Origin of the sequence: Micromonospora sp. NBC_01796, from assembly GCF_035917455.1 — a bacterium.
GTDB lineage: Bacteria > Actinomycetota > Actinomycetes > Mycobacteriales > Micromonosporaceae > Micromonospora_G.
This window is the reverse complement of record NZ_CP109078.1, coordinates 900944-923135: the sequence shown is the minus strand read 5'-3', so window position 1 is coordinate 923135 and position 22192 is coordinate 900944. Positions and strand designations below refer to the sequence as shown.

The 22192-nt window shown below is 72.3% G+C and carries 20 protein-coding genes; 8 read left to right on the top strand and 12 right to left on the bottom strand.

All coding sequences use genetic code 11. The features are described from left to right. Positions 1-144: 144 nt before the first annotated feature. From OIE47_RS04190 to OIE47_RS04175, 4 genes are all read left to right on the top strand, one after another. On the top strand, positions 145-1212 hold the full coding sequence (locus tag OIE47_RS04190; RefSeq protein WP_326560161.1) for an ATP-dependent DNA ligase: 1068 nt from the start codon (positions 145-147) through the stop codon (positions 1210-1212). After that, positions 1209-2177: a hypothetical protein gene (locus tag OIE47_RS04185; protein ID WP_326560160.1), complete on the top strand. Its 969-nt coding sequence runs from the start codon at positions 1209-1211 to the stop codon at positions 2175-2177. Before OIE47_RS04190 ends, OIE47_RS04185 begins: the two co-directional genes overlap by 4 nt. 84 nt (positions 2178-2261) lie before the next feature. After that, positions 2262-2474, top strand: coding sequence for a hypothetical protein (locus OIE47_RS04180; protein WP_326560159.1), 213 nt, complete (start codon positions 2262-2264; stop codon positions 2472-2474). Positions 2475-2546: 72 nt separating this feature from the next. Beyond that, entirely contained in the window at positions 2547-3044 is a 498-nt protein-coding gene (locus OIE47_RS04175; protein WP_326560158.1) for a DUF1990 family protein, read from the top strand. Between the two features lie 10 nt (positions 3045-3054). Here OIE47_RS04175 and OIE47_RS04170 read toward each other — a convergent pair whose 3' ends face one another. The 3 genes from OIE47_RS04170 to OIE47_RS04160 all read right to left on the bottom strand — a co-directional run bounded on the left by OIE47_RS04170 (position 3055) and on the right by OIE47_RS04160 (position 6144). Continuing rightward, positions 3055-3975 (bottom strand): DNA-3-methyladenine glycosylase family protein, encoded by a 921-nt coding sequence (locus OIE47_RS04170; RefSeq protein WP_326560157.1) that lies wholly within the window; start codon positions 3973-3975, stop codon positions 3055-3057. A 258-nt stretch (positions 3976-4233) separates the two neighbouring features. Further along, positions 4234-5250 (bottom strand): Pecanex-like protein 1, encoded by a 1017-nt coding sequence (locus OIE47_RS04165; RefSeq protein ID WP_326560156.1) that lies wholly within the window; start codon positions 5248-5250, stop codon positions 4234-4236. A gap of 30 nt (positions 5251-5280) precedes the next feature. Beyond that, positions 5281-6144 (bottom strand): DUF4142 domain-containing protein, encoded by an 864-nt coding sequence (locus OIE47_RS04160; protein WP_326560155.1) that lies wholly within the window; start codon positions 6142-6144, stop codon positions 5281-5283. Between the two features lie 311 nt (positions 6145-6455). On the opposite strand from OIE47_RS04160, the gene OIE47_RS04155 reads away from it, so the two are divergent. Together OIE47_RS04155 and OIE47_RS04150 are read left to right on the top strand one after the other, a co-directional pair. Next, entirely contained in the window at positions 6456-7397 is a 942-nt protein-coding gene (locus tag OIE47_RS04155) for a ferric reductase-like transmembrane domain-containing protein (protein ID WP_326560154.1), read from the top strand. Then, positions 7394-8701: an NAD(P)/FAD-dependent oxidoreductase gene (locus OIE47_RS04150; RefSeq protein WP_326560153.1), complete on the top strand. Its 1308-nt coding sequence runs from the start codon at positions 7394-7396 to the stop codon at positions 8699-8701. The genes OIE47_RS04155 and OIE47_RS04150 overlap by 4 nt, the downstream gene beginning before the upstream one ends. Positions 8702-8783: 82 nt before the next feature. On the opposite strand, the gene OIE47_RS04145 is transcribed toward OIE47_RS04150, so the two are convergent. Next, on the bottom strand, positions 8784-9458 hold the full coding sequence (locus OIE47_RS04145) for a hypothetical protein (RefSeq protein ID WP_326560152.1): 675 nt from the start codon (positions 9456-9458) through the stop codon (positions 8784-8786). A gap of 139 nt (positions 9459-9597) precedes the next feature. After that, complete coding sequence (locus OIE47_RS04140; protein WP_326560151.1) at positions 9598-10350, bottom strand: SDR family oxidoreductase; 753 nt, start codon at positions 10348-10350, stop codon at positions 9598-9600. 115 nt (positions 10351-10465) lie between these two features. Between OIE47_RS04140 and OIE47_RS04135 the strand changes: the two genes are divergently transcribed. Together OIE47_RS04135 and OIE47_RS04130 are read left to right on the top strand one after the other, a co-directional pair. Further along, positions 10466-11350 carry a helix-turn-helix transcriptional regulator gene (locus OIE47_RS04135; protein WP_326560150.1) on the top strand — a complete coding sequence of 295 codons (885 nt, stop codon included), beginning with the start codon at positions 10466-10468 and terminating at the stop codon, positions 11348-11350. A 187-nt stretch (positions 11351-11537) separates the two neighbouring features. Continuing rightward, on the top strand, positions 11538-13145 hold the full coding sequence (locus OIE47_RS04130; RefSeq protein WP_326560149.1) for an FAD-binding oxidoreductase: 1608 nt from the start codon (positions 11538-11540) through the stop codon (positions 13143-13145). A 115-nt stretch (positions 13146-13260) separates the two neighbouring features. On the opposite strand, the gene OIE47_RS04125 is transcribed toward OIE47_RS04130, so the two are convergent. From OIE47_RS04125 to OIE47_RS04095, 7 genes are all read right to left on the bottom strand, one after another. After that, positions 13261-14025 (bottom strand): anti-sigma factor, encoded by a 765-nt coding sequence (locus OIE47_RS04125; RefSeq protein WP_326560148.1) that lies wholly within the window; start codon positions 14023-14025, stop codon positions 13261-13263. Next, on the bottom strand, positions 14022-14714 hold the full coding sequence (locus OIE47_RS04120) for a sigma-70 family RNA polymerase sigma factor (RefSeq protein WP_326560147.1): 693 nt from the start codon (positions 14712-14714) through the stop codon (positions 14022-14024). Before OIE47_RS04120 ends, OIE47_RS04125 begins: the two co-directional genes overlap by 4 nt. 140 nt (positions 14715-14854) lie before the next feature. Next, positions 14855-15712 (bottom strand): spermidine synthase, encoded by an 858-nt coding sequence (locus OIE47_RS04115; protein ID WP_326560146.1) that lies wholly within the window; start codon positions 15710-15712, stop codon positions 14855-14857. Between the two features lie 60 nt (positions 15713-15772). Next, positions 15773-16747: a hypothetical protein gene (locus OIE47_RS04110; RefSeq protein WP_326560145.1), complete on the bottom strand. Its 975-nt coding sequence runs from the start codon at positions 16745-16747 to the stop codon at positions 15773-15775. Next, complete coding sequence (locus OIE47_RS04105; protein ID WP_326560144.1) at positions 16744-19236, bottom strand: SMC family ATPase; 2493 nt, start codon at positions 19234-19236, stop codon at positions 16744-16746. Before OIE47_RS04105 ends, OIE47_RS04110 begins: the two co-directional genes overlap by 4 nt. Further along, on the bottom strand, positions 19236-20381 hold the full coding sequence (locus tag OIE47_RS04100) for a metallophosphoesterase family protein (RefSeq protein ID WP_326560143.1): 1146 nt from the start codon (positions 20379-20381) through the stop codon (positions 19236-19238). Before OIE47_RS04100 ends, OIE47_RS04105 begins: the two co-directional genes overlap by 1 nt. Positions 20382-20391: 10 nt before the next feature. Next, complete coding sequence (locus tag OIE47_RS04095; protein ID WP_326562986.1) at positions 20392-22146, bottom strand: ATP-binding protein; 1755 nt, start codon at positions 22144-22146, stop codon at positions 20392-20394. Positions 22147-22192: the final 46 nt, after the last annotated feature.

The following is a 22192-nucleotide window of genomic DNA, read 5'->3' as shown; positions in this document are numbered from 1 at the left end:
AGATCCTCCCGATCGGCTCAGTGGCCAGGCTACGCGGTCGTCTCCGTACCGGATCGCCGGTCACCGTGCTCACCCGTGCGGTCCTGTCCGGCGCGCCGATGATTTCGTGGACATCCCCACACCCCAGCGGGGACGATGGGCCGCATGGATCTACCGGTGATGCCACCCGTCGCGCCCATGCTCGCCAAGCCGATCGGGGACATCCCGGCCGGGCAGCTCTACGAACCGAAGTGGGACGGGTTCCGATCCATCATCTTCCGCGACGGCGACGAGGTGGAGATCGGTAGCCGCAACGAGAAGCCGATGACCCGCTACTTCCCCGAGATCGTCGAGGCCGTACGGGCGAACTTCCCGGACCGGGCGGTGATCGACGGCGAGATCATCGTCGCCGACACGGACCGGAACACCCTCGACTTCGAGGCGTTGCAGCAGCGCATCCACCCCGCCGCCAGCCGGGTGAAGCTGCTCGCGGAACAGACCCCGGCCAGCTTCGTCGCCTTCGACCTGCTGGCACTCGGCGACGACGACCTGACCGACCGGTCGTTCGCGCAGCGGCGCGAGCTGCTGGAGCGGTGTCTCGCCGACGCGAAGCCACCGATCCACGTCACCCCGGTCACCGAGGACGAGGCGACCGCCCGCCGGTGGTTCGAGGAGTTCGAGGGCGCCGGCCTCGACGGGTTGATCGCGAAGGACCCCGGGTTGGCCTACCAGCCGGACAAGCGGGTCATGACGAAGATCAAGCACAAGCGCACCGCCGACTGCGTACTCGCCGGCTACCGGGTGCACAAGTCCGCCGACAACCGGATCGGCTCCTTGCTGCTCGGCCTCTACGACGAGCGTGACGTACTCGTCTCGGTCGGGGTGATCGGCGCGTTCTCGATGGCCGTACGGGAGGAACTCTTCGTCGAGTTGCAGCCCCTGGTCACCTCGATGGACGGGCACCCGTGGAACTACGCCGCGCATGAGCAGGGCGAACGTACCCCGCGTAAGAACGAGGTGAGCCGGTGGAACGCCGGCAAGGACCTCTCCTTCGTGCCCCTGCGCCCCGAGCGGGTCGTCGAGGTCCGCTACGACTACATGGAGGGCGTACGGTTCCGGCACACCACCCAGTTCGAGCGCTGGCGGCCGGACCGCGACCCGCACACCTGCACGTACGCCCAGCTCGAACGGGCGGTCCGGTTCAACCTGGCCGACGTACTGACCAGCCGATGACGGACGTCCCGGTTTTTCCCGTCGTGCCGCTGCCGAACGTCGAACCGGGTGCCGATCGCCGAGCCGGGATCGCCGACACGATCGACGCCTGGACCGGCTCGGCGGCGATGTCCGCCCTGCTCGTCGCGTTCGGTCACCCGTCACCCCTGCCGGGCCCGCTCGGCCCCCGCCTGGACGAGCTGGAACGGTTCACCGCCGAACACTGGAACTTCCGCGAGGGACGCGAACGCCACCAGGCCCGGCGGGTGGACTTCGCCCCGGAGGTCGACGAGCTGATCCGCGCGGCGGCGACGTCGCTCGGCCTCGCCGGCAGGCAGACGCCCGCCCACCGGAGCTACGACCACCTGCTGGTGCTCGGCGGCGGCGTACGCACCTCCGTGGCCCGCGCCGACTTCGCCGCTTCCGTGCTCCGGGCCGGGGTCGTCACCGGGACCGTCGCCGGACTGGGCGGGACCCGGCCGCTCGTCGACCAGGAGGACGCCGTCCGGGAGATCGGTCTGCGCGACTGCCCCACCGAGGGCGACGCGGTCGACGAGGGGCTGCGGCGGGCCTTCGCACTGGGCGAGCCGACCCGGCGACGGTCCGGGGAGACCGAGTTGGGCGAGGGGTGGTGGGTGCGCTCGTACCTCGACCGGCAACCGGCCGTGCACGCCCTGGCGGTGGCGTCGTCGCGGCCCGGTCAGCGCGCCAACACCGCGGACAGCCTGTTCGGCTGGGCGGAAATGGCCGAGCCCGCCGAGGGGGAGCGGTTGTTGCTGGTCACCACGGACCTGTTCGTCCCGTTCCAGCACTGCGACGCCGTACACATGCTCGGTCTCCGGCACGGGTGCTCGATCGACACGGTGGGCCTGGATGCCGCCGTCAGCCCCTGGCTGCCGCCCTCCCGTACGGACGCGGTGGTGCAGGAGATCCGGTCGGCGGTGCTCTCCGTGCGGGCGCTGTACCGGAGGATCGAGGGACTGTGACGTCACCCCCGTCACGCCTGCCCCGCCGGCCCCACCCGACCGGTTCGGGTCGGCGTTTTCGCAGGTCAGAGCTATGTTCGCCGGATGCGAGGTTGGGTTTGCACCTGCTGCGGGCGGTGGCAGGTGAGTGTCGAGCGGATTCAGGGGCGGTACCTGTACCGGCTGGTCCGGTGCTATCCGGCCGAGGTCGGCGGGGGACGGAACGTGCTGGGCGAGGTGGCGACCGTCGAGGCGCTCGACCGGCTGCTCCGGGCCCGTACCCCGCTCACCCTGGCGGACCTCCGCGAGGCCGCCTGAGGCGTACCGGATGTTGACGACCCCGGGTCTGTCGCACCCGGTCGGGATGGCGACGGCGGGAGGTCGGCCCGGGTGGATCCACTGACGTACGACGAGGTCGGCGCGACCCGTACCGGCCAGCTTCCGCCGGGTTACCGGCACCTGCGGTACCGCACCTCGATCGGCCGGGTGGACTTTGCGGCGGCCGGCGAAGCCGTACTCGACTGGCGCCTGCACCGGGCCGCCGGGGTCAGGATCGAGGCGACCGGACCCCGCGCCGCCGAGGGCGTCACGGTGGTCGCCGGTCTCGGTCTCGGCCCGCTGCGGCTGCGTGCGCCCTGCCGGGTGGTGTGGGCGGTGGCCGACGCGTCGCGGGCCGGCTTCGGCTACGGCACCCTGCCCGGCCATCCGGCCCGGGGCGAGGAGGCGTTCCTGGTCGAGCGGGACGACCGGGGCGAGGTCTGGTTTAGCGTCACCGCGTTCAGCCGTCCGGCCGGGTGGTTGATGACCGCCGCCGGGCCGTTCGGGGTGGCCTTCCAGCACCTGTACGCCCGGAACCTCGCCGCCGCCCTGCGCCGCCTGACCCGCTAGCGGGCAGCGCTCAGAACCGGGCGAAGGAACGGATCGGCGTCCGGGGGCCGAAGCGCGGCGCGTGTACGCCGGCAGCCGCCAGCAGTACGCAGACCCGCCCGCGATGTCCCCGGAACGGCTCCAGCAACTCGAGCATCCGGGCGTCGTCCGCCCGCGCCTGCCCGGCCAGCGCCCAGGCGACCGTGTTCGGGATGTGGTAATCACCGACGCTGACCGCGTCGGCGTCGCCGTACCCGATCCGGACGACCTCGGCGGCGGTCCACGGTCCGATGCCGGCGATGGCGGTCAGCCGCCGGGTCGCCTCGGCCGAGTCCGCGCACCGCTCCAGCCGGTCCGCGACCGCGGCGGCCCGGCGCAGCGTGTCGGCCCGCCGTTGTTCCACCCCGAACGGGTGGAACACCCAGTAGGGCGCCGCCGCCACGTCGGCCGGGTCCGGTGGTGCCCAGAGCGACGCCAGCGGCCCGGGGGCCGGGGTCCCGAAGTGCCGGACGGTGGCGGCGTAACCCCGGTACGCCTCCTTGCCGGTGACCTTCTGCTCCATGATCGTGCGCAGCAGCCGGGGGAAGACCTGCCCGGTGGCGGGCAGCCGCAGCCCCCGGTGCACGTGCGCGAGTTCGGCCACCACCGGATGCCGGGCGGCGAGTTCGGCGAAGCCGGTGAGGTCGTCGCGGAGCCCGGCGACCGCGTCGGCCCGCTCCACCACCCAGTCGGCGCCGGGTCCGTAGCCGGTGGCCAGCAACTCCCCACCGGTACGCCGCAGCGCCAGCGTCCCCGGCCCGGCCGGGGTACGGGTGGCCCACCAGAACGCCCCGTCGGCGAACCGGGCACAGGGGTCGTGTCCGCCCATTGCCAGCAGTCCGACCGAGGCGGCCAGCGCGTAGCCGTCGGGCGGACGGATCGTCCGCGTCGCCGCCGGCCCGGTCTCGGTCACCGGCCCACTCTAGGACACCGCAACGGACAGGCACCGGGACGCCCGTGCGCGTCCCGGTGCCTGTCCTACCCGGAGCAGGTCAGCTGTCCTGGCTGGTGGGGCCGTCCTTCCTGTCCGTCCGCATGGTCGCCGGACCAGCTGTGGGGGATGGTTGGGGACCTGTGACACACCGGCGGTGGAGGGGACCTGCGTCGGTGTGCCCGTGCCTGCTCCGGGAAGTTCCGCCCCGGCGCCGGAATCGGCGCCGGGGGAGCCGGATCACCTGGTGACGGTTACCCGGACCACGTCGAAGGCCGGGATCTGGTTGGCCCGCTGCATCATCGGTACCCGGTGCGAACCGTCGCCCGCCCAGGAGGCGCACTGTGCCTCGCCCGCGGCCGGCAGACCGGGCACGGTCACCGTGACCTCGTCGGCCTGGGCGCCGCCCTTGCCGTCCTCGGTGGCCACGAAGAACGCGGGGACCGGCGCCGGGTCGGGGGCGGCCCGGTCGCTGGTCAGCATCCGGCAGGCGGTGTGGAAGTGGCCCCGGACCAGACCGTCCTCGTTCAGGAACGAGCTCTCCTTGTAGTACCCGCCCTGACCGGCCGCGAGGAACCGGTCCCGGACCAGGTTGCGGGTGCTGACCCGGATGGTGAACGACTGGTTCACCCGTACCCGGCGGGGTGCGTTGGTGATCAGCAGCGACGGGTTGTCCTCGGCCGTGGCGACCTCACCGAACTCGGTGCTGACGCACCGGTCGCCGTTCTGGAAGCCGTCGTGCGGCTGCTTCTGGCTCCCCTCGCAGCTGTTGCCGAGGATCTCCAGCGGGGCACCCGGGTTGGCCGGGTTGCCGACCGGGGGAGCGGCGCTCGTCGTACCGGGGCGGGGGGTGCAGTTGCGGCCCCGGTTGCGGTCCTGCTGGCGGTTCTGCGCACCGGCGACCGGTGCTTCCTGGCCGTCGCCGGGGTGCTGGATGGCACCGTGGTCGTGGTACGCCGCGGCCGGGTTCGCCGGGTTCGGCGCGCTGCCCGTCGGGGCGGCGGCACCGGGGCTCAGCGTCGCCGCCGGAGCGCTCGCGCCGGGGGAGGCGCTCGCCGGGGGCTGCTGTGCCGCGCTGGTCGCCGGTGGGCATGGCGCGCCTCTACCGCGCCAGTTCGTGCCCGCCGACGAGACCTGGGTGACCGCGACGATGCCGCCGAAGACGACGACGGTGGCGATGACGGCGATCAGCCGGGTACGGCGTTGCGGGCGGGGCGACCGGCTCTGCCGGGCGTTGCGGGCGGGGGTGTCGTACACGTGGAGCCACCTCTTCCTTCGAGGGTCGAATCAGCGAGGGCGGATCAGGCGGACCATGCTGTAGGCGCCGGCGATCAGCGCGGCCAGCAGCACGAGCCAGACGACGGTCGGGTTGATGCCGCCGGTGGCGGCGCGGGTGTCGACGCCGCTGAGAAGCGAGCCGGTGCCGACTGCCGCCGCCGCAGCCGCCCCGGGGGCGGGCGCCGGAGGCAACGGGAGGGATTCGTAGTCGACCAACCCGGTGCTCTCCAGCAGCGTGATATGGGTCAGTACGAACGCGTTGGCCTGTGCGGCGAGCTCACGGACCACTTCGTTGCGGGTGCCGGCCCGGACGGCGCCGATGGCCGGGAAGATCTTGCCGTGGGCGGCCCGGAGCCGGTCCACGAAGACCAGGTCGAACTGGGGGCCCGAGGCGCGCTGCATCTCGGCGAGCCAGCCCTTCTGTTCGGGGGTCGGCTCGGTCGGCAGCGGCACGCCCAGCTTCGCCGCCGCCTTGTTCACCAGGTCGTCCAACGTCATGTGCTGCGGGCCGATCTTCCCGCCGACCTCCTTGACCTTCGCCGAGGCGCCCTTGGCCACCGCCATGTCGCTGGCCGGCATCTCCCAGAGCCCGGCCAGCTTCACCTTGACCAGCAGGTCCCGGTCGGCCGGACCGACCGGCCCGGCGACGGACGGCTTGGCCGGCAGCTCGGTGAGCGGGTTCGGCACCTCGCCACTGATCGGAGCGCCCGACGAGTGCGGGACCGGGGCCTGCACCGGCTGGCCGGCGAGTGGGGCGGCCATGGCCGCCACGGGCGCGACGAGCATGCCACCGAGCAGGGCGCCGGCAATTCCGGTGATCATCGTCACCGGCCAGTTCGACCGGCGCCGCGAACGAGACAGTGCGGTCAACATCGGCTCACCTCCCCTGACAATCAGCAAATCTTCGACTGCCCGGAAACCGTACGGATCATATTGTCCAGTCGTCAATCCGGGCTCAACAAGATAGGGAATTCTTAGGACTTACTTAAGTGGAACTTATGTTGGCGAAGGTCAACCCGGGACATCGTCCGTTCGGCCGATGGGTAGGGTTCAATGCCCAGGCCACAACGTTGGTCAGGGTCGCCTTGACTTTTGCGCCCAGGTCACCATACTGGCTGGTAGCCCGGAATGATATAGACACCTACCCCCGGGCCGGTGCCATCGGGAATAGGAGGACCGCAGGCGTGCGCAGTGCGCAGGAAAGCGTCCATCTCATCGCCGCGACCGTGGGATTTATTTCATTCTTCCTGCTCTGGCTCGCGGTGTTGTCCGGCCTGGTCCTTCGCAACGGCTGGGCGCTGACCCGGATCCGGCATTCGACCGCACACGCCACCCATTCCACGATCGCCCTGCTCGGGCTCTGTCTCGGCCTGGTGCACGCCCTCGTCCAGCTCGCCTCACCCGGTGGCCCGGTCCGGCTGGTCGACCAGTTCATCCCCTTCCTCAACCCGGACGACCCGATCGGCATCGGGGTCGGGGTGATCGCGCTGGAACTGCTCCTCGCCACCACGCTGTCCGTACTGATCCAGCGTCGGCTGGGGTACTCCCGGTGGCGGGCGCTGCACGCGCTGACGTACGTGGCGTTCATGCTGCTCGTCGCACACGTGCTGATCTCCGGCTCGGATGTCGGGCCGCCCGCCGTCTGGGGCAGCGTACTGGTCGCCTGGTTGTCCACTGTGGCGCTCTGGTTCACGACCACTCCGTGGGCCACCGACCTGCGTCGTGACCTGGGCGAGCGGTTCACCGGGCGGCGACGCGGGCAGGAGATCACCATCGACGTGGACGCCAACCGGTGCGCCCGGTTCGGCTTCTGCGAACACGAGGCGCCGGACGTGTTCACCCTGCGCGGCGACGGGCGGTTGGCGTACAAGGCCATGGTTCCGGCCGACCAGACGAACGCGGTGATCCGAGCCGTCGAAGTCTGCCCCGCACGGGCGATTACCCTCAACCGCGTGCCGACCACCGTGCTGACCCCGCTCCCGGTCGACCTCGACCTCGACCCACCGTCCGATCCGGACACCGAACCTGACCGGCCCACCCGCTCCGCCCGGCGACCCCGTCCCGGTCCGCGATCCGTCCCCTCGGGCAGCGGCACGGGGGTGCACCGCCGCGACGGTGCGCCGTGAGGCGGCGTGGACCACGCTCGGCGTACGACCGGGTGGTGGTGGTCGGAGCGGGACGGGCCGGTGTGGCCGCCGCCGAGGAACTGCGCCGGGCCGGTTTCCGGGGCGACGTACGGGTGCTCGGCGGCGAGCCGGAGGCTCCGTACGACCGACCGGCCTGCTCGAAGGGTCTGCTCACCGGACACCGGCGGCCCAGCGACGTACGGATGCCGGTGCTCGACGGCGCCGACATCACCTGGCATCTCGGCCGGCGTGCGGTGCACCTGGACCCGGATCGGCGGATCGTCACCACCGACACCGACGAACGCTTCGGGTACGACGGACTGGTGATCGCCACCGGTGCCCGGGCGGCCCTGCCGCGCGACTGGCCGGTGGGCGAACCGGGCCTGCACACCCTGCGCACGCTCGCCGACGCCTGGGCGCTGCGTGCCGCGCTGCGTGACGCCGACCGGGTGGTGGTGATCGGTGCCGGCCTGACCGGCTGCGAGGTCGCCTCCGCGGTACGCACCCTGGCCCGCGACGCCGTGCTGATCGACTCGAAGCCGTACGTCATGGGGCGTGCGGTCGGCGAGACGGTCGGTCGGCTGGTCGGAAAGGAGGTGGCCCGCGACGGGGTGCAGTTGCGACTCGGCCGCCGGGTCACCGGTTTGAACCGGCGCCGCCGGGGCTGGCTGGTCGAGTTGGACGACGGCGACGAGATCCAGGCCGACCTGGTGGTGACCACCACCGGCGAGCGACCGGACGTCGACTGGCTCGAGGGCACCGGTCTGGACATCACCGACGGGGTCCTGTGCGACGAGGGCCTGCGCGTGCTCGGCGCCGAGGGAATCGTCGCCGCCGGCACCGTCGCCCGCTGGCCGAACCTGCGCTACTCCGCCCGGCCCGTCCGCTGTGGACAGTGGATCGCCGCGTTGCAGCAGGGCCGGGCCGCCGCCCACACCCTGCTCGCCGGTGACCGTGCGGTGGAGCCGGTCACCCTGGTGCCGCGCTTCTGGTCCGACCAGTACGGGCTGCGCATCCAGGTCTGCGGTGAGTTGCCGGGTAACGCCGAGGTGACCGTCACCGAACTCCGTCCGGGGCGTCGTGACGTGGCCCGCGCCGGTGTGCTGGTCGGCTACCACGACGAGGGTCGACTCGTCGGTCTGGTCGCGGTCAACGCCCCGCACGCCTTCACCTCCATCACCCGGACCATGCTCGCCAGCACCACGATCACCGTGCCCGCGCCCGTCTCCGTGTCGGCCTCCGCACCGGTGCCGGTGCCGGCCGTCGAACCGGCCGCCCCACGGCGGCTCGCCGCGGCGAGCTGAGCGGACAACTCCGACCGACCACCGGCGACGGCCGGCCGCGCCCTGTTCGGCAACGGCCGGCCGCCGCGTCGGTGGCCACCGGTCAGTACGAGTAGGAGTCGCCGCCGGTGCTCTCGGCGGCACCGCCCTCGCCGTCGGCCGGCGGCAGCGGAACGGGCTTCGGGGTGCCCTCGGGCAGGCAGCTCAGGTTCTTCTTGCCGTCGGGAGCGACCACGAACCAGGTGCCGCCGACCTTCTGGCCCTTCCACTGGCCCGGCTTCAGGTCACCGATGTAGCGGTAGACCGGCCAGCCGCCGATGGTGAGCTGGCGGGTGCCGTCCTCGCGGGTGACCTCGCCGACCTTGTCCTCGTCGACCCCGGTCAACTCGGTGTTGCCGTCGGTCAGCGACGGCGGCCACAGCCGGGCGCAGTCACCGTTGCAGTTGCTGGTCGGCGGGTTGGCCGAGTCCTTGTCGAACCGGTAGAGGATCCAGCCCTTCTGGTCGGTGACCACCGAACCCATCTTGGCGACCTTCTTGCCGTTCAGTTCCGTGGTGAGAGGCGCGTTCGACGGCGGGTTCGGCGCGGCGGAGGCCGACGGTTCCGGGGTCGCACTCGGCGCTGCCGCCGCCTCGGCCGCCGCGTTCGCCACCGGCTCGGTGTCGGCGGCGGCCTGGGTCGGGTCGTACCCGGCCGGGGCGCAGGCCGTCAGTGCGGCCACCACGGTCATTGCGGCCAGCGTGCTCGCAATGGTCGCGGTTCGCTTGATCAGTGCCACGTGTCCTCCTCAGCTTGGCAGGTCACGGGGAAGTACGGCGATTACCGGCCGGCGGATGAGGTGATAGACGGTGGACAATTTCACAGCAAACCGTTGAACTGTTCGCTCCGGTTTCCCGTACCCGTTCTGATGGACGGCTCTACCAGGGCATTACCCCGTACGAGTCGCTGCCGTCCATCAGGAAGCCCCACAGCAGCCCGCTCGGCCCGTCCTCACCCAGAGTGGCGAGGTGAACGCTCACCTCGGCCCCCTGTTCCGGCGTACGGAATCCGCTGTTGCCGTTCAGGTCGGTCGCGCAGTAACCGGGATTCGCCGCGTTCACCTTGATCGGGGTGTCCCGCAGTTCCTTCGCGTACATCGCGGTGACCATGTTCAGCGCCGACTTCGACGACGGGTACGGCACCGAGGCGATCGGGAACAGGGGATGCGCCGGATCGGTCATGATGCCGATCGATCCCACCTCGCTGGAGACGTTGACGATCCGTGCCGCCGGGGCGGCCAGCAGCAGCGGGAGCAGGGCGTTGGTGACCGTGACGACGCCGAAGACGTTCGTCTCGTACACCTCGCGCAGGGTCGCCAGGGTGGTCTCGCTCGGCCGACCGGTCCCGTCGCCCCGGGCGATACCGGCGTTGTTCACCAGTACGTCCAGGTGTCCGTACCGGTCGGAGACCTGTTTCGCCGCCCGGGCCACCGACTCCTCGTCGGTGACGTCCAGTTCCACGGCGTACGCGTCGGCCCCGCCGTCGCGCAGCACCCGTTCGGCCTCCCGGCCCCGCTCCGGGTCCCGAGCGCCGACCAGGACGGTGTAGCCGCGCCCGCCGAGCTGCCTGGCGGTGGCGAGTCCGATTCCCTTGTTCGCCCCGGTGATCAGGACGGTCATGTTGGTGGTCATGGGTCCGAGCGTGCCGCCGGGCGCGGCCGGGCGGGAGAGACGCGTCGAGGCTGGGACTGGCGATACCACCCACGCCGGGTGCGGTGGGCACGGCACGCGGAGCACCATGGAAGTCATGAACACGGCGAACGGTGCGGCGACGAGCACGGCCAACGGGTCCGGGCTGCGGCGCGACGAGCTGGCGGCGTTCCTGCGCAGCCGGCGGGCCCGGTTGCGGCCCGGTGACGCCGGCCTGCCGGAGGGGATCGGTCGCCGTACGCCGGGGCTGCGCCGGCAGGAGGTGGCACAGCTCGCCGGGATGTCGATCGACTACTACATCCGGCTGGAGCAGCGGCGGGGCCCGCACCCGTCCCGGCAGGTGCTGATGGCGCTGGCGCGGGCGCTGATGCTCACCCGGGACGAGCGCGAGTACCTGTTCCGGATCGCCGGGGAGAACCCGCCCGCGACGGTCGGACCGAGCCGGGAGGTGACCGAGGGCGTGCGGCACCTGATCGACTCGATGGTCGAGACCCCGGCGTACGTCGTCGACGCGAAGTACGACGTGCTGGCCTGGAACCGGCTGGCGACGTACTTCGTCGGGGACCTGTCGGCGGTCCCGGACGCGGACCGGAACATGGTCCGCTGGATGTTCCGCCGGCCCGCCGACGACCAGCACTGGGAGGACGCCGACGCGGTGCGGTTCGCCCGCAGTTCGGTCGCGGACCTGCGCGCGGCGTACGGGCGTTACCCGGGGGACCTGGGGATCGAGGAGCTGGTGACCGAGTTGCTCGGCAGCTCGACCTGGTTCGCCGAGCTGTGGGCGGACCACGACGTCGAGGTTCGTCGGCGGATCGTCAAACGGGTGGCGCACCCGGAGGTCGGCCCGCTCGAGTTCGAGTGCCAGGTGCTGCTCCTGGCCGACACCGACCAGCGGTTGATCGTCTACGTGGCCGAGCCCGGCTCGCCCACCCACGACACCTTCCGTCGCCTCGGCGGCCGGGCCGACCTGCCCGCCACCTAGGTTCCCTTCCGCGAATCGGGAATCTCCGTCGCGGCCGCCGGCAGAGTTGTCGCGGCACCACCACGCCCCCATCGATGGTGGTGCCAGCCCCCGGCTCAAGCCTCCGGTCAGCGGGATTTTCCGGGCGCATCACCCTGCGTAGCGTCGGTCCGGCAAGGTCGCCACCGAGCACGAAGGAGACACGTCCATGGGGGATCACACCAGGCGGAGCCTGTTACGCAGGACAGCCGTCGCCGCCGCGGCCGGCGTGGCCGTCCATCAGGGACTGGCGGCGTCACCCGCGTCGGGCGCGCCGGGACCGGCGTGGCCGCCACCGTTCGGCCCGATCCGGGTCACGCCGGACGACCCGCGGTACCAGGACCTCGTACAGCGTCGCTACAACCTGCGGTTCGAGGGCACGCCGGAGCAGATACGCGTCGTGGGTACGACCGACCATGTCGTGCGGGCGGTCCAGGAGGCCGTACGCGCCGGCAAGCGGGTCGCGGTGCGCAGCGGTGGGCACTGTTTCGAGAACTTCGTCGACGACCCGGCCGTACGCGTGGTCATCGACATGTCGGGCATGACCGGCGTCTACTTCGACCCGAAGCACAACGCGTTCGCGGTCGAGGCGGGGGCGACGCTGGGCGAGGTGTACCGGAGGCTCTTCCTGGGGTGGGGGGTGACCATCCCCGGCGGTTACTGCCCGGAGGTAGGTGCCGGTGGGCACGTCCAGGGCGGCGGATACGGGCCGCTGTGCCGGCTGCTCGGCCTGGTCGTTGACTACCTGTACGCGGTCGAGGTGGTCGTCGTGGACCGCGACGGCACCGCACGGAGTGTGGTCGCCACCAGGGAGCCGTCGGACCCCAACCGTGAACTCTGGTGGGCGCACACCGGTGGCGGGGGCGGGAACTTCGGCGTCGTCACCCGCTACTGGTTCCGTACACCGGGCGCACGCGGCACCGACCCGACCCGGCTGCTACCCCAGCCGCCGGCCTCGGTGCTGACGTTCGAGATGGAGTGGTCCTGGGAGGGACTCGGCCCGGACGCGTTCGCGCGGCTGGTAGGCAACCACGGGCGATGGTTCGAGCGACACAGCGGACCGGGTACGCCGTACGCCGGCCTCTACAGCGAGCTGCTCCTCTTCCGCCGCCAGTCCGGCCGGATCCTGATGCTCGGGCAGGTGGCCGGCGCCAATGCCGAACGGCTGCTCGACGAGCACGTCGCCGCGCTCAGCGCCGGGTTCGCTCCGCCCTCGGCCCGCACGCAGCAGCGACTACCGTGGCTCGCCTCGGCGCTGCGCGGTCCGGGCGAGGACCCCGGCCGGTGGCGGCTCAAGACCAAGGCGGGTTACCTGCGGCGGCGCCTCACCGACCGACAGGTGGACGTCGTACACCGCCACCTCACCAGGGACGACTACGACATCGTGGGCGGGACGCTGAGCCTGAACTCGTACGGCGGACAGATCAACGCCGTCGCGCCGGACGCGACCGCCGCCGCCCAGCGCGACTCGATCCTGAAGCTCTTCTACCTCGTGGCCTGGGCGGACCCGAAGGACGAGGCCCGGCACCTGAGGTGGATCCGCGAGTTCTACCGGGACATGTACGCCGACACCGGCGGCGTGCCGGTGCCGGGCCCCGTCAACGACGGCTCCTTCGTCAACTACCCGGACACCGACCTGGCCGACCCTGGGTGGAACACCTCCGGGGTGCCCTGGCACGCCCTGTACTACAAGGAGAACTACCCCCGCCTGCGCCGGGTCAAGGCCCGCTGGGACCCCCGCGACGTCTTCCACCACACCCTGTCCGTCCGCCCGTAACCCGGACCGGCAACCGCCACCGGCCACCACGACGGCGGGCTGTGCTGGAAGCACGACAGTGGGCTGTGCCGGAAGCGAGGATTCCGGCACAGCCCACTGTTTTCCGTACGGGCGTTCAGAGGGGAATGGTGACCAGCGCCGTCGCGGCTCCCTTGTCGTCGAGCGCCTGGATCTGCATCCGGTCGATGTCGGCGCGGGGCGCCGAGGTGGTGCTCTGCAGCAGCAGCGGTTCCGGGCGGGCCGGTGTGCCGTAACCCTCGGTCGGCACGGTCCAGCTCGACAGCACCTCCGGGTCGCCGTTCTTGCGCAGCACCACCAGCCGGCAGACCCGTGGGCCGGTGAGGTTGCGCAGCGCGAACGAGACCTGGGTGCCGAACGGCCGGGCGTCGAGCAGCAGGTCGGCGCGGACGCCGGTGTCCTTGTCGGTGACGGTCAGCTTCTCCGCGTTCGGTACGTCCGGGAAGCTGCCGTTGGTCCACGGTGGAGCGCCGACCTGGGTCACCGGTCCGGACGGAGTGGGGGTGTTCGAACCGCCACCGACCCAGTTCGCGCCGGTCACCAGGGCCAGCCCGCTGAGCAGCGCCACCACCACGACACCCGCGGCCAGGCTCAGGATCCGCTGGCTGCGGGCCCGGCGCCGGTCCCGGCCGACAACCGTCAGCGCGCGGGTGACCATGGTGTCGTCGGCGGTCGCCCGTTCCATCACCGCCAGGTCGTCCCGGTCGACCTCGGCGAGCAGGTCCACCACCGGCAGCATCGACTCCAGCTCACCGGCGCAGGCCCAGCAGTCGGCCAGGTGCTCCTCGAACCGTATGGTGTCCTCTTCGTCGAGCACGCCCAGCGCGTACGAGGCGACGTCGAAGTGGTCGGACCGGCTCATTCGGTCACCCCCCGCTGTTGCAGCGCGGTCCGCAGGGCGCGTAGCGCGTAGTAGACCCGGGACTTGGCGGTGCCCAGCGGCAGCCCCAACTCCTCGGCGGCCTCCGGGACCGTACGGCCCCGGAAATAGGTGGCGACCAGGATCTCCCGATGCGAGTCGCTCAGCGTGCGGAGTGCGTCGGTAACCGTCATCAGGCGTAGCACCCGTTCGGTTTCGTCGGCTTCGGCAAAGGTTTCCAGGTCGCGGTCGTAGGTTTCCGCCGGCCGGGCCTGCCCGCTGCGATGTTCGTCGATGACGATCCGACGGGCGACGGTGACCAGCCAGGGCCGCAGGGACGTCTGTCCCTGGGCACCGAGCCGGTGCGCGTTTCGCCAGGCACGCAGAAGCGTTTCCTGTACGACATCCTCGGCCCGCTGTCGGTCCCCGCCGGTGAGCCGGAGCACGAACATCAACAGAGGGCCGGCATGCTGCTCATATAGGAGCCGGACCAGATCGTCTGAACGGTTGGCCTCGGCTGATCCGGATTGGTGGCGGCCGGTAGCCGATCGTGGCGTCACGCGAACATCATTGCGGGCCGCGATCCGGGCGTCGATACCGCCCCCGGCTTCGATATCCCGTCGCGGCTGGGGTGCGCGCACCCAGTCCGCCCGGACCAGGTCGGCGGGCCGTTCTTCGGTCACCGTGTGCATTCACCCCTCCGCTTCCGGTCATCCAGCCACCGAGGGGTACGGATCAGAACCGGGAACGGATCAACGGCAATGCACCGGATCCTGGGCGACCGTGATTCAGCCCTATGCGGAGCGGCTCACCCGACCCCGAGTGGTACGGATCACCCGGCGACGCCGAAGGTGCCGGCCGGGGGCGCGGCGGAACCGGTCGCGGTGGCGTCCACCACTATTTTGGCGCCGCCGACGAACCGTTCCAGTTCCTCGTCGGCCAGCACCCGGCCGGGAAACCAGTCACCGGCCGCACGGCGGGTCAATTCGGCCACCGGCGGTGGCACCCGTCCGGCGACCAGCACCAGGTTGCCGTACCGGCGACCGCGCAGCACCGCCGCGTCGGCGACCAGGCAGGCCATCGGCAGCACCGACCGGATCGTGGCGACCTGACCCCGGATGTGCTTCAGCGGCGGCCCGTCGGCGACGTTCACCAGGTAGCTGCCGGCCGGTCGGAGCACCCGTGCCACCTCGGCGGCGAACTCGACCGAGGTGAGCCGGGCCGGGGTCCGGGCACCGGCGAACACGTCGGCTACCACCAGGTCGTAGGAGTCCTCCGGTGATCCGGTCAGCGCCTCCCGGGCGTCGGCGACCCGTACCTTCAGCCGGGCCTGTGGCGGCCACGGCAGTTCCCGGCGGACCAGTTCGACCAGGGCGGCGTCGATCTCGACCACCCGTTGGGTGGAGCCGGGGCGGGTCTGTGCCACGTACCGGGGCAGGGTCAGCGCGCCGCCGCCGAGGTGCAGCACCCGCAGCGGCGTACCGGCCGGGGCGACCAGGTCGATCGCGGCGGCCATCCGACGGATGTACTCGAATTCGAGGTGGGTCGGGTCGTCCAGGTCGACGTGCGACTGCGGGGTGCCGTCGAGGTTGAGCGTGAACGATCGCGGCCGGTCGGGGTCGGGCACCAGCTCGGCGAGCCCGGTGTCGACCCGTACGGCGAGCCGGTCCGGACCTCGCTTGCGTGCCATACCGCCAGTATCGTCGGTCGGACCCCGACCGGGCCGGCGACCATGGCCAGCGTCACCGGATCAGCGCGGAAGCCGGTTGGCGGCCACGGTCAGCGTGCGGTGCAGCAGCCGGGCGTCGCCGAGCAGGGCCCGCAGCCGGCGCTCCAGCCCGGCGATCGGGATCAGGTTCTGCGGTGCCCGAGGATCCTTGTACGGCGACGAGGCGAACCGGGGCAGTGTCACCAGGGACCGGTCGGCGAGCCCGATCGCCTCCGGGGCGCTCAGCTCGGCCGAGCACTCGACCCGGACGATCCCGGCCCACGGGGCACCGGTCGTCCCCGGCAGCCGCAGGTACCAGGAGTAGCCGCCCCAGGCGGTGCCGAGCTTGAACACCGGGGACCGTTCCCCCGGCGCCAGCCGGGTCACCACGGCGGTCAGCCCGGCGTCCAGGTACTGGCTGTGCTGGGTCTTGATGTAGCCGATGGCACGTGGCAGGTCGCGCCGGTTGCGCAGCGGCCCGTCCAGGATCAGCAGGTCGTCGTCGGTCCTGGCCGCGTCGGAGACCTCGACCTCCAGGGCGGTCAGCGGCCCCTGTACGGCGGCCGGCAGCTTGCTCAGCTCACCGGTCCCGCCGACCCGGTGCAGCGTGTAGCGGACCTGACCGGCGAGCACGTCCCCGGCCGACGGGCTGGCGGTGAACAGCCCCCGTTTGACCTGCGACCCGGCCAGCTCGGCCGCCCCGCGCCGCAGGTCGCACCGGACCACGCCGGCGGCGTACGAGGCGGCGATGCCGGGGTACGAGGCACCGTCGTGCTCGCGGGTCCAGACGCTGGCGTCGATCCGGCGTACCCCGTCGACCAGGAGCACCACGTCCGGTGGCCGCAAACCGTCCGGTACGCCCACCGCCCGCCACTCGTCCGCCGGCATCTCCACGGTCGCGTCGACCTGTGCGCTGCTCGGCGCCGCCGGTCCGCCGGCCGCCTCGAACGAGGCACCGTAGGAGGGGTCCCAGCCGTCGACGTAGAGCCGGGGCGGTGGCTCCTGGGTCCCGGTCATCCGATCCGCTCCACCCGTGCGGTACGGGCGTCCTTGCTGACCTCGTACCGGACCGGCACCCGTTCGGCCAGCGCCGGTACGTGGGTGACCACGCCGACCATCCGGTCACCCCGGGCGGCCAGGGTTTCCAGGGTCGCCGCGACGGTGTCGAGGGTGGCCACGTCGAGGGTGCCGAAGCCCTCGTCGAGCAGGATCGACTCCAGGCTGGCGGTGGTGGTGGAGAGGCCGGCGAGCTGCTCGGACAGGGCCAGTGCCAGGGCCAGGCTGGCCTGGAACGTCTCCCCGCCGGACAGCGTCCGTACGCCCCGGCGCAGCCCGGCGTCGTGCTGGTCGACCACGTAGAACTCGCCCTTGTCGTGGGTGAGTTCGTACTGCCCGCCGGTCAGTTCGCGCAGGATCCGGGAGGCGCCGTCGACCAGCAGGTCCAGCGCCTCGGCGAGCAGCCACCGTTCGAAGTTGTTGGCCCGTAGGTGCCCCGCCAACGACCGTGCCGTCCGGGCGGCGCGTTCGTGTTCGACCCGTTTCTCGGTGAGCTGGTCGGCCTGCTCCCGCCGCTGCGCCAGGCGCCGCTGTTCGGCCTCGGCGGCCACCACCGCGACCGCCGCGGCGGCCACCGGGTCGGTGCCGGACCGGCCCGTCGCGTTGCCGGCGGGCACCCCGGCGGCGGTGAACAGGGCGGCGATCCCGGCGGCGACGGTGTCGGCGGCGGCCCGTGCCTGCGCCACCGCACTCGCGGCGTCGACCCGGTCGGCCCGTCGGCGGTCCGCCTCCCGCTGCGCCCAGTCGCGCAGCACCTCCCAGGCGGCGGCGAGGTCGTCCCGGTCGGCGGCGGGCGGGCCGAGCCGGGCGATCCGGTCGCGGGCGGTGTCGAACTCCCGGCCGGCGAGCCGGACCCGTTCCTCGGCCGCCTCGACTCCGGTCCGGGCCCGCCGGGACGCCTCCCGTGCGGTGCGGACCGCCGTACCGGCCTGGTCGAGTTGGCCGCGCAGCCTGTCCAGGGCGGCGAGTTCACGACGCAGGGCGGCCGGTCCGGGCGAGTCGGCCAGCCGGGTGTCCAGTTCGGACAGTGCGGCGGCGAGCTGGTCGTGCCGGGCACGGGCCCGGTCGAGGTCCCGTTCCAGGGCGCGGGCGGCCCGTTCGCGTTCGGTGAGGACCTTGGTCGCGGCGTCGGCGGTGGTCCTGGCGGTGTGTCCGGCGGCCTCGGCGGCGGTCACCGCGGAACCGGCCGGCACCGCGGGCACCACGTGCACCTCCTGCTCGCAGACCGGGCACGGCTCCCCGGCGGCGAGGTGTCCGCGCAGCGCGGCGGCCCGGTCGGCGGTCTGCGCCTCCTGGTATGCCCGGCGCGCCGCCTCCAGCTCCACGGACGCCCGCTCGGCGTCGGTGCGGGCCCGGTCGAGTGCGGCGAGCGCGGCGGTGTGGTCGGTCTCGGCGCCGGTCAGCCCGGACCCGAGGGCTTCCGCCTCGGCGGCCACCCGGTCCCGTTCGGTGTGTGCCTGCAACAGCAGCCGCAGCATCGTCTGGTCACCGGCCGAGGCCAGCTCGCCGCGTACCTTCTCTTCGCGTTCCTCGGCCAGGGTGACCGCCGCGACGGTCTCCGCCGCCACGGCCCGCGCGTCGGTCACCGCCCGCGCCACGGCGGCGACGTCGGCCGGCGGGTGGATCCGGTCCAGTTCGGCGAGTTCGCCGTCGAGCGCGGTCAGCCGGGCCGCCGCCGCGTCCGCCGCCGCACGGGCCCGTTCCAGTTCGGGTACGGCGGCCCGCACGTCGTCGGCCAGCCGATGCATCGCGCCGACGTGCTCGGTGGCGGCGGTCAGGGTCTCCTCGTCGGCGTCGGTGAGCCCCTGCAGTACCTGGTTGACCGCGGCGAGCTGCGCCTCGGCTCCGACCGCGCGCCCGGTGGCGGCCTGCTGCACCCGCTCGTAGACGCCGAGCCCGAGCAGGTTGATCAGGATCTGCTGCCGGGTGGCGGGCTTGGCGTGCAGGAAGTCCGCGAACTGCCCCTGCGGCAGCACCACACAGCTGGTGAACTGCTCGTACGGCAGGCCGACTGCGGTCAGCACCGCCTCGTCCATCTGGGCCGGGGTGCCGGCCAGGGCCTCGCCGAGGTCCTCCGGGCTCATCCCGGTGTCGAGCTTGGTCACGTCGAACCCGTCGGGCATCCGTTGCAGGCCGGCGTTGCCGGTCTTGACGTTGCCCCGGCTGTCCCGCCGGACCACCCGGGTCGCCACGTAACGGGAGCCGGCGGAGTCGAAGACCAGCCGGACCCGGGCCTCGACCGCCGACGGGGCGAGGGCGTTGGCGATGCCCCGGCTGCCGCCCCAGCGCGGGACGGTGCCGTAGAGGGCGAAGCAGATCGCGTCGAGGACCGTCGACTTGCCCGAACCGGTCGGCCCGACCAGGGCGAAGAAGTCGGCGTCGGTGAAGTCGATCGTGGTGGGCTCCCGGAAGACGGTGAAGCCCGCCAGGTCCAGCCGGAGCGGACGCACTACCCGCCCACCTCCTCGTACAGCTCGTCGAACAGGTCGCGTACGCCGTCGTCCTCCGGGCCCCGACTGTCCAGGTAGTCGCCGAACAGTTCCCGCGCCGAGCGACCGGCCCGGGGTGCGGCCCGGGTACGGGTGGCCGCCGCCAGCAGCTCCGGATCGACCCGGACCTCCAGCGCGCGGGGGAGCAGGGCCTGCACCTCCTCGCGCAGCCCGGCCCGGGGTGTCTCGCGTACGTACACCCGCAGCCACCCGTCCGGCGCCTCGATCTCGGCCAGTTCGGCGAGGGTGCCCCGGACCGTACGCAGCGGCGAGGCGGCGGTGATCGGCACCTCACGGGTACGGGCGGCGGTGCTGGTGCCGACCTCGACGATGGTGACCGAGGGCCGGTTCTCCTCCTCGCCGAAGTCGATCGCGAGCGGGCTCCCGCTGTAGCGGATCGGGGCCGGTCCGGGCACCTGCTGGGACCGGTGCAGGTGGCCGAGCGCCACGTAGTGCGCGTTGGTCGGGAAGACCGTCGCCGGCACCGCATACCCGAGTACGGTCTGCGACTCCCGCTCGCCGCCGCCGGCCATCGCGCCGACCACGGTCAGGTGGGCGGTGACCAGGTGCACCCGGTCCGGTTCGCTGAAGCTCTCGGTGAGCCGCCGGATGAGCCGCCCGACGTGGTCGGCGTACGTCTGGTTCGCCTCGGCGGCGGTCAGCTCGTACATTTCCGTCGCCCGGACCGCGTACCGCTGGGACAGGAACGGCAGGGCGACCAACCGCCACCGCTCGCCACCGGCGGTGACCCCGTCGACCAGGTGTTCCTCCGGGGTGTCCCGGACACTGCCGCGCAGCGCCACCCCGGCCGCGTCGGCCCACGGGCGCAGGGCGTCCAGTGCCGGCCCGTTGTCGTGGTTGCCGCCGACCGCGACCACCTGCGCCCCGGTGTTGCGCAGCGCGGTCAGCGCGCGCGTGACCAGCCGGGTCGCCTCCGGGGTGGGCGCGGCGGTGTCGTAGAGGTCACCGGCGACGATCACCAGGTCGGGTTGCTCGGCGCGGGCGACCTCCACCACCTGGGTCAGCACCTTCACCTGCTCGGCGACCCGTGACTGTCCCTTGAGGACCTTGCCGATGTGCCAGTCGGAGGTGTGCAGGATCTTCACGGCGGGGTCCTCAGAACGGGATGTCGTCGTCGGTCAGCGCGCCGGCCCCGGAGCCGACCACCGCGAACGGGTCGGCCGCCTGGGTGATCGAACGCAGCGTCTCCGACGGGGCCTGGCCGGCCTCGGAGACCCGGGTCGCCCAGGCCGGGAAGGGGAACTCCAGGCAGAGCGGGACCGGGATGTCCGGCTGGTTGACGAACATGGTGCCGGGTTTGGCGAGCAGCGCGCGTTGGCGTTGCGCCGGGGGGAGGAAGCCGTACTCGGGGCGGGACGCCTCGGCCGGGTCGAGCCGGCCGACCACCCGGATCGCCGAGTTGGTGACGATCCGCCGTTCCACCTCGCTGGCGGTCTGCTGGGCGCCGATCAGGATCACCCCGAGGGAGCGACCGCGCTCGGCGATGTCCAGCAGCACCTCCTTGATCGGGGAGGAGCCCTCGCGGGGGGCGTACTTGTTCAGCTCGTCCAGCACCACGAAGAGCAGCGGCTTGGCGGTGCCGGTCTTCTCCTTGTTCTCGAACTCGGTCTTCAGCGTCACACCGACCACGAACCGCTGCGCCCGGTCCGGCAGGTTGTGCAGGTCGACGACGGTGACCTGGGCGCTCTCGGCGGTGTTGATCCGGTGCGGGCGGCGGGTGGCCAGGTCGCCCCGGATCAGCCGGGCCAGGTCCTTCTTGCTGTTGATCAGCCGTCGGGCGAACGCGTTCACCGTGCCGGTGTTGATCGCGCTGCCGGCCCAGGTGGACCGGGTCTCCTCGTCGGTGAGCTGCTCCACGATGTGGTCGACCAGGTCGGGGTAGGAGTGCACCCGTACCCCGTCGATGCTCACCCCGCCGTCGGCCGGCTGGGCGTACCGGTGCAGGTGGGCGGTGACCGAGTGGACCACCATCGTGTACTGCTGGCGTTCGTCGTCGGCGTCGGCGAAGACGTACGGCAGCATCCGGTCGGCGCAGAACTCGGTCAGCGTCCAGTAGAAGCTGTCCACCCCGGTCAGCCTGCTGCTCACGTCCGGGGTGCCGGAGGCGTCACCGGCCCGGGGAGGGGCGTAGACCCGAACGTCGGGGAACGCGCCCGCGGTGAGCCCGAGCTTCGCGTACGCCGCGGTGGTGGCCGCGTCCAGGCGGGTGTTCGGGTGGTCGAGGAAGAGCAGGTCCTCACCCTTGACGTTGAAGATCAGCGCCTTGGCGTTGACCGCGTCGCCGCCGAGCACCCCGGAGCGGAACACCGAGTAGAGCAGGAAGGTGGCGAAGCTGGTCTTGGTCGCCACCCCGGAGATGCCGGAGATCGACACGTGGGCGCCCCGGCTCCCGTCGAGGAAGTCGGCGTTGAGGAAGACCGGCACCCCGTCCCGGCCGGTGCCCATCGGCACCCGCCGCTCCATCCGGTCGAAGTGCAGCGCCGAGTCACGCGCCTCGCCCTGCGCCCGGTAGACCAGCGCGCCGGGTGACGGCGGGACGTAGAACTCCGGGTCGACCCGGGTGGTGGTGATCTCGGCGGCCTCCTGCACCTGGGCCGGCAGGGTGCCGTCGGCGATTGCGAAGACGTCCGAGTCGAACTGCGCGCCCTCGTGCCGGGCCCGGACCTGGGTGACCACCCCGGCGATCGTCACCGGTTCCCGGTCGGGCAGCTCACGCCGGGTCACCACCACGTCGTCGAGTTGCAGGTAGCTGTCCGGTCCGACGGCGGTCCAGAACTGCAACGGGGTGGCGTCGGCGGTGCCCAGGACCCGGCCGACCACCGTGCCGGGGTCGGTCGACTCGTCGCCGATCGGCGGGGTGCTCACCGCCGGGCTCCGGTCGGCGCCGACGCCCGGA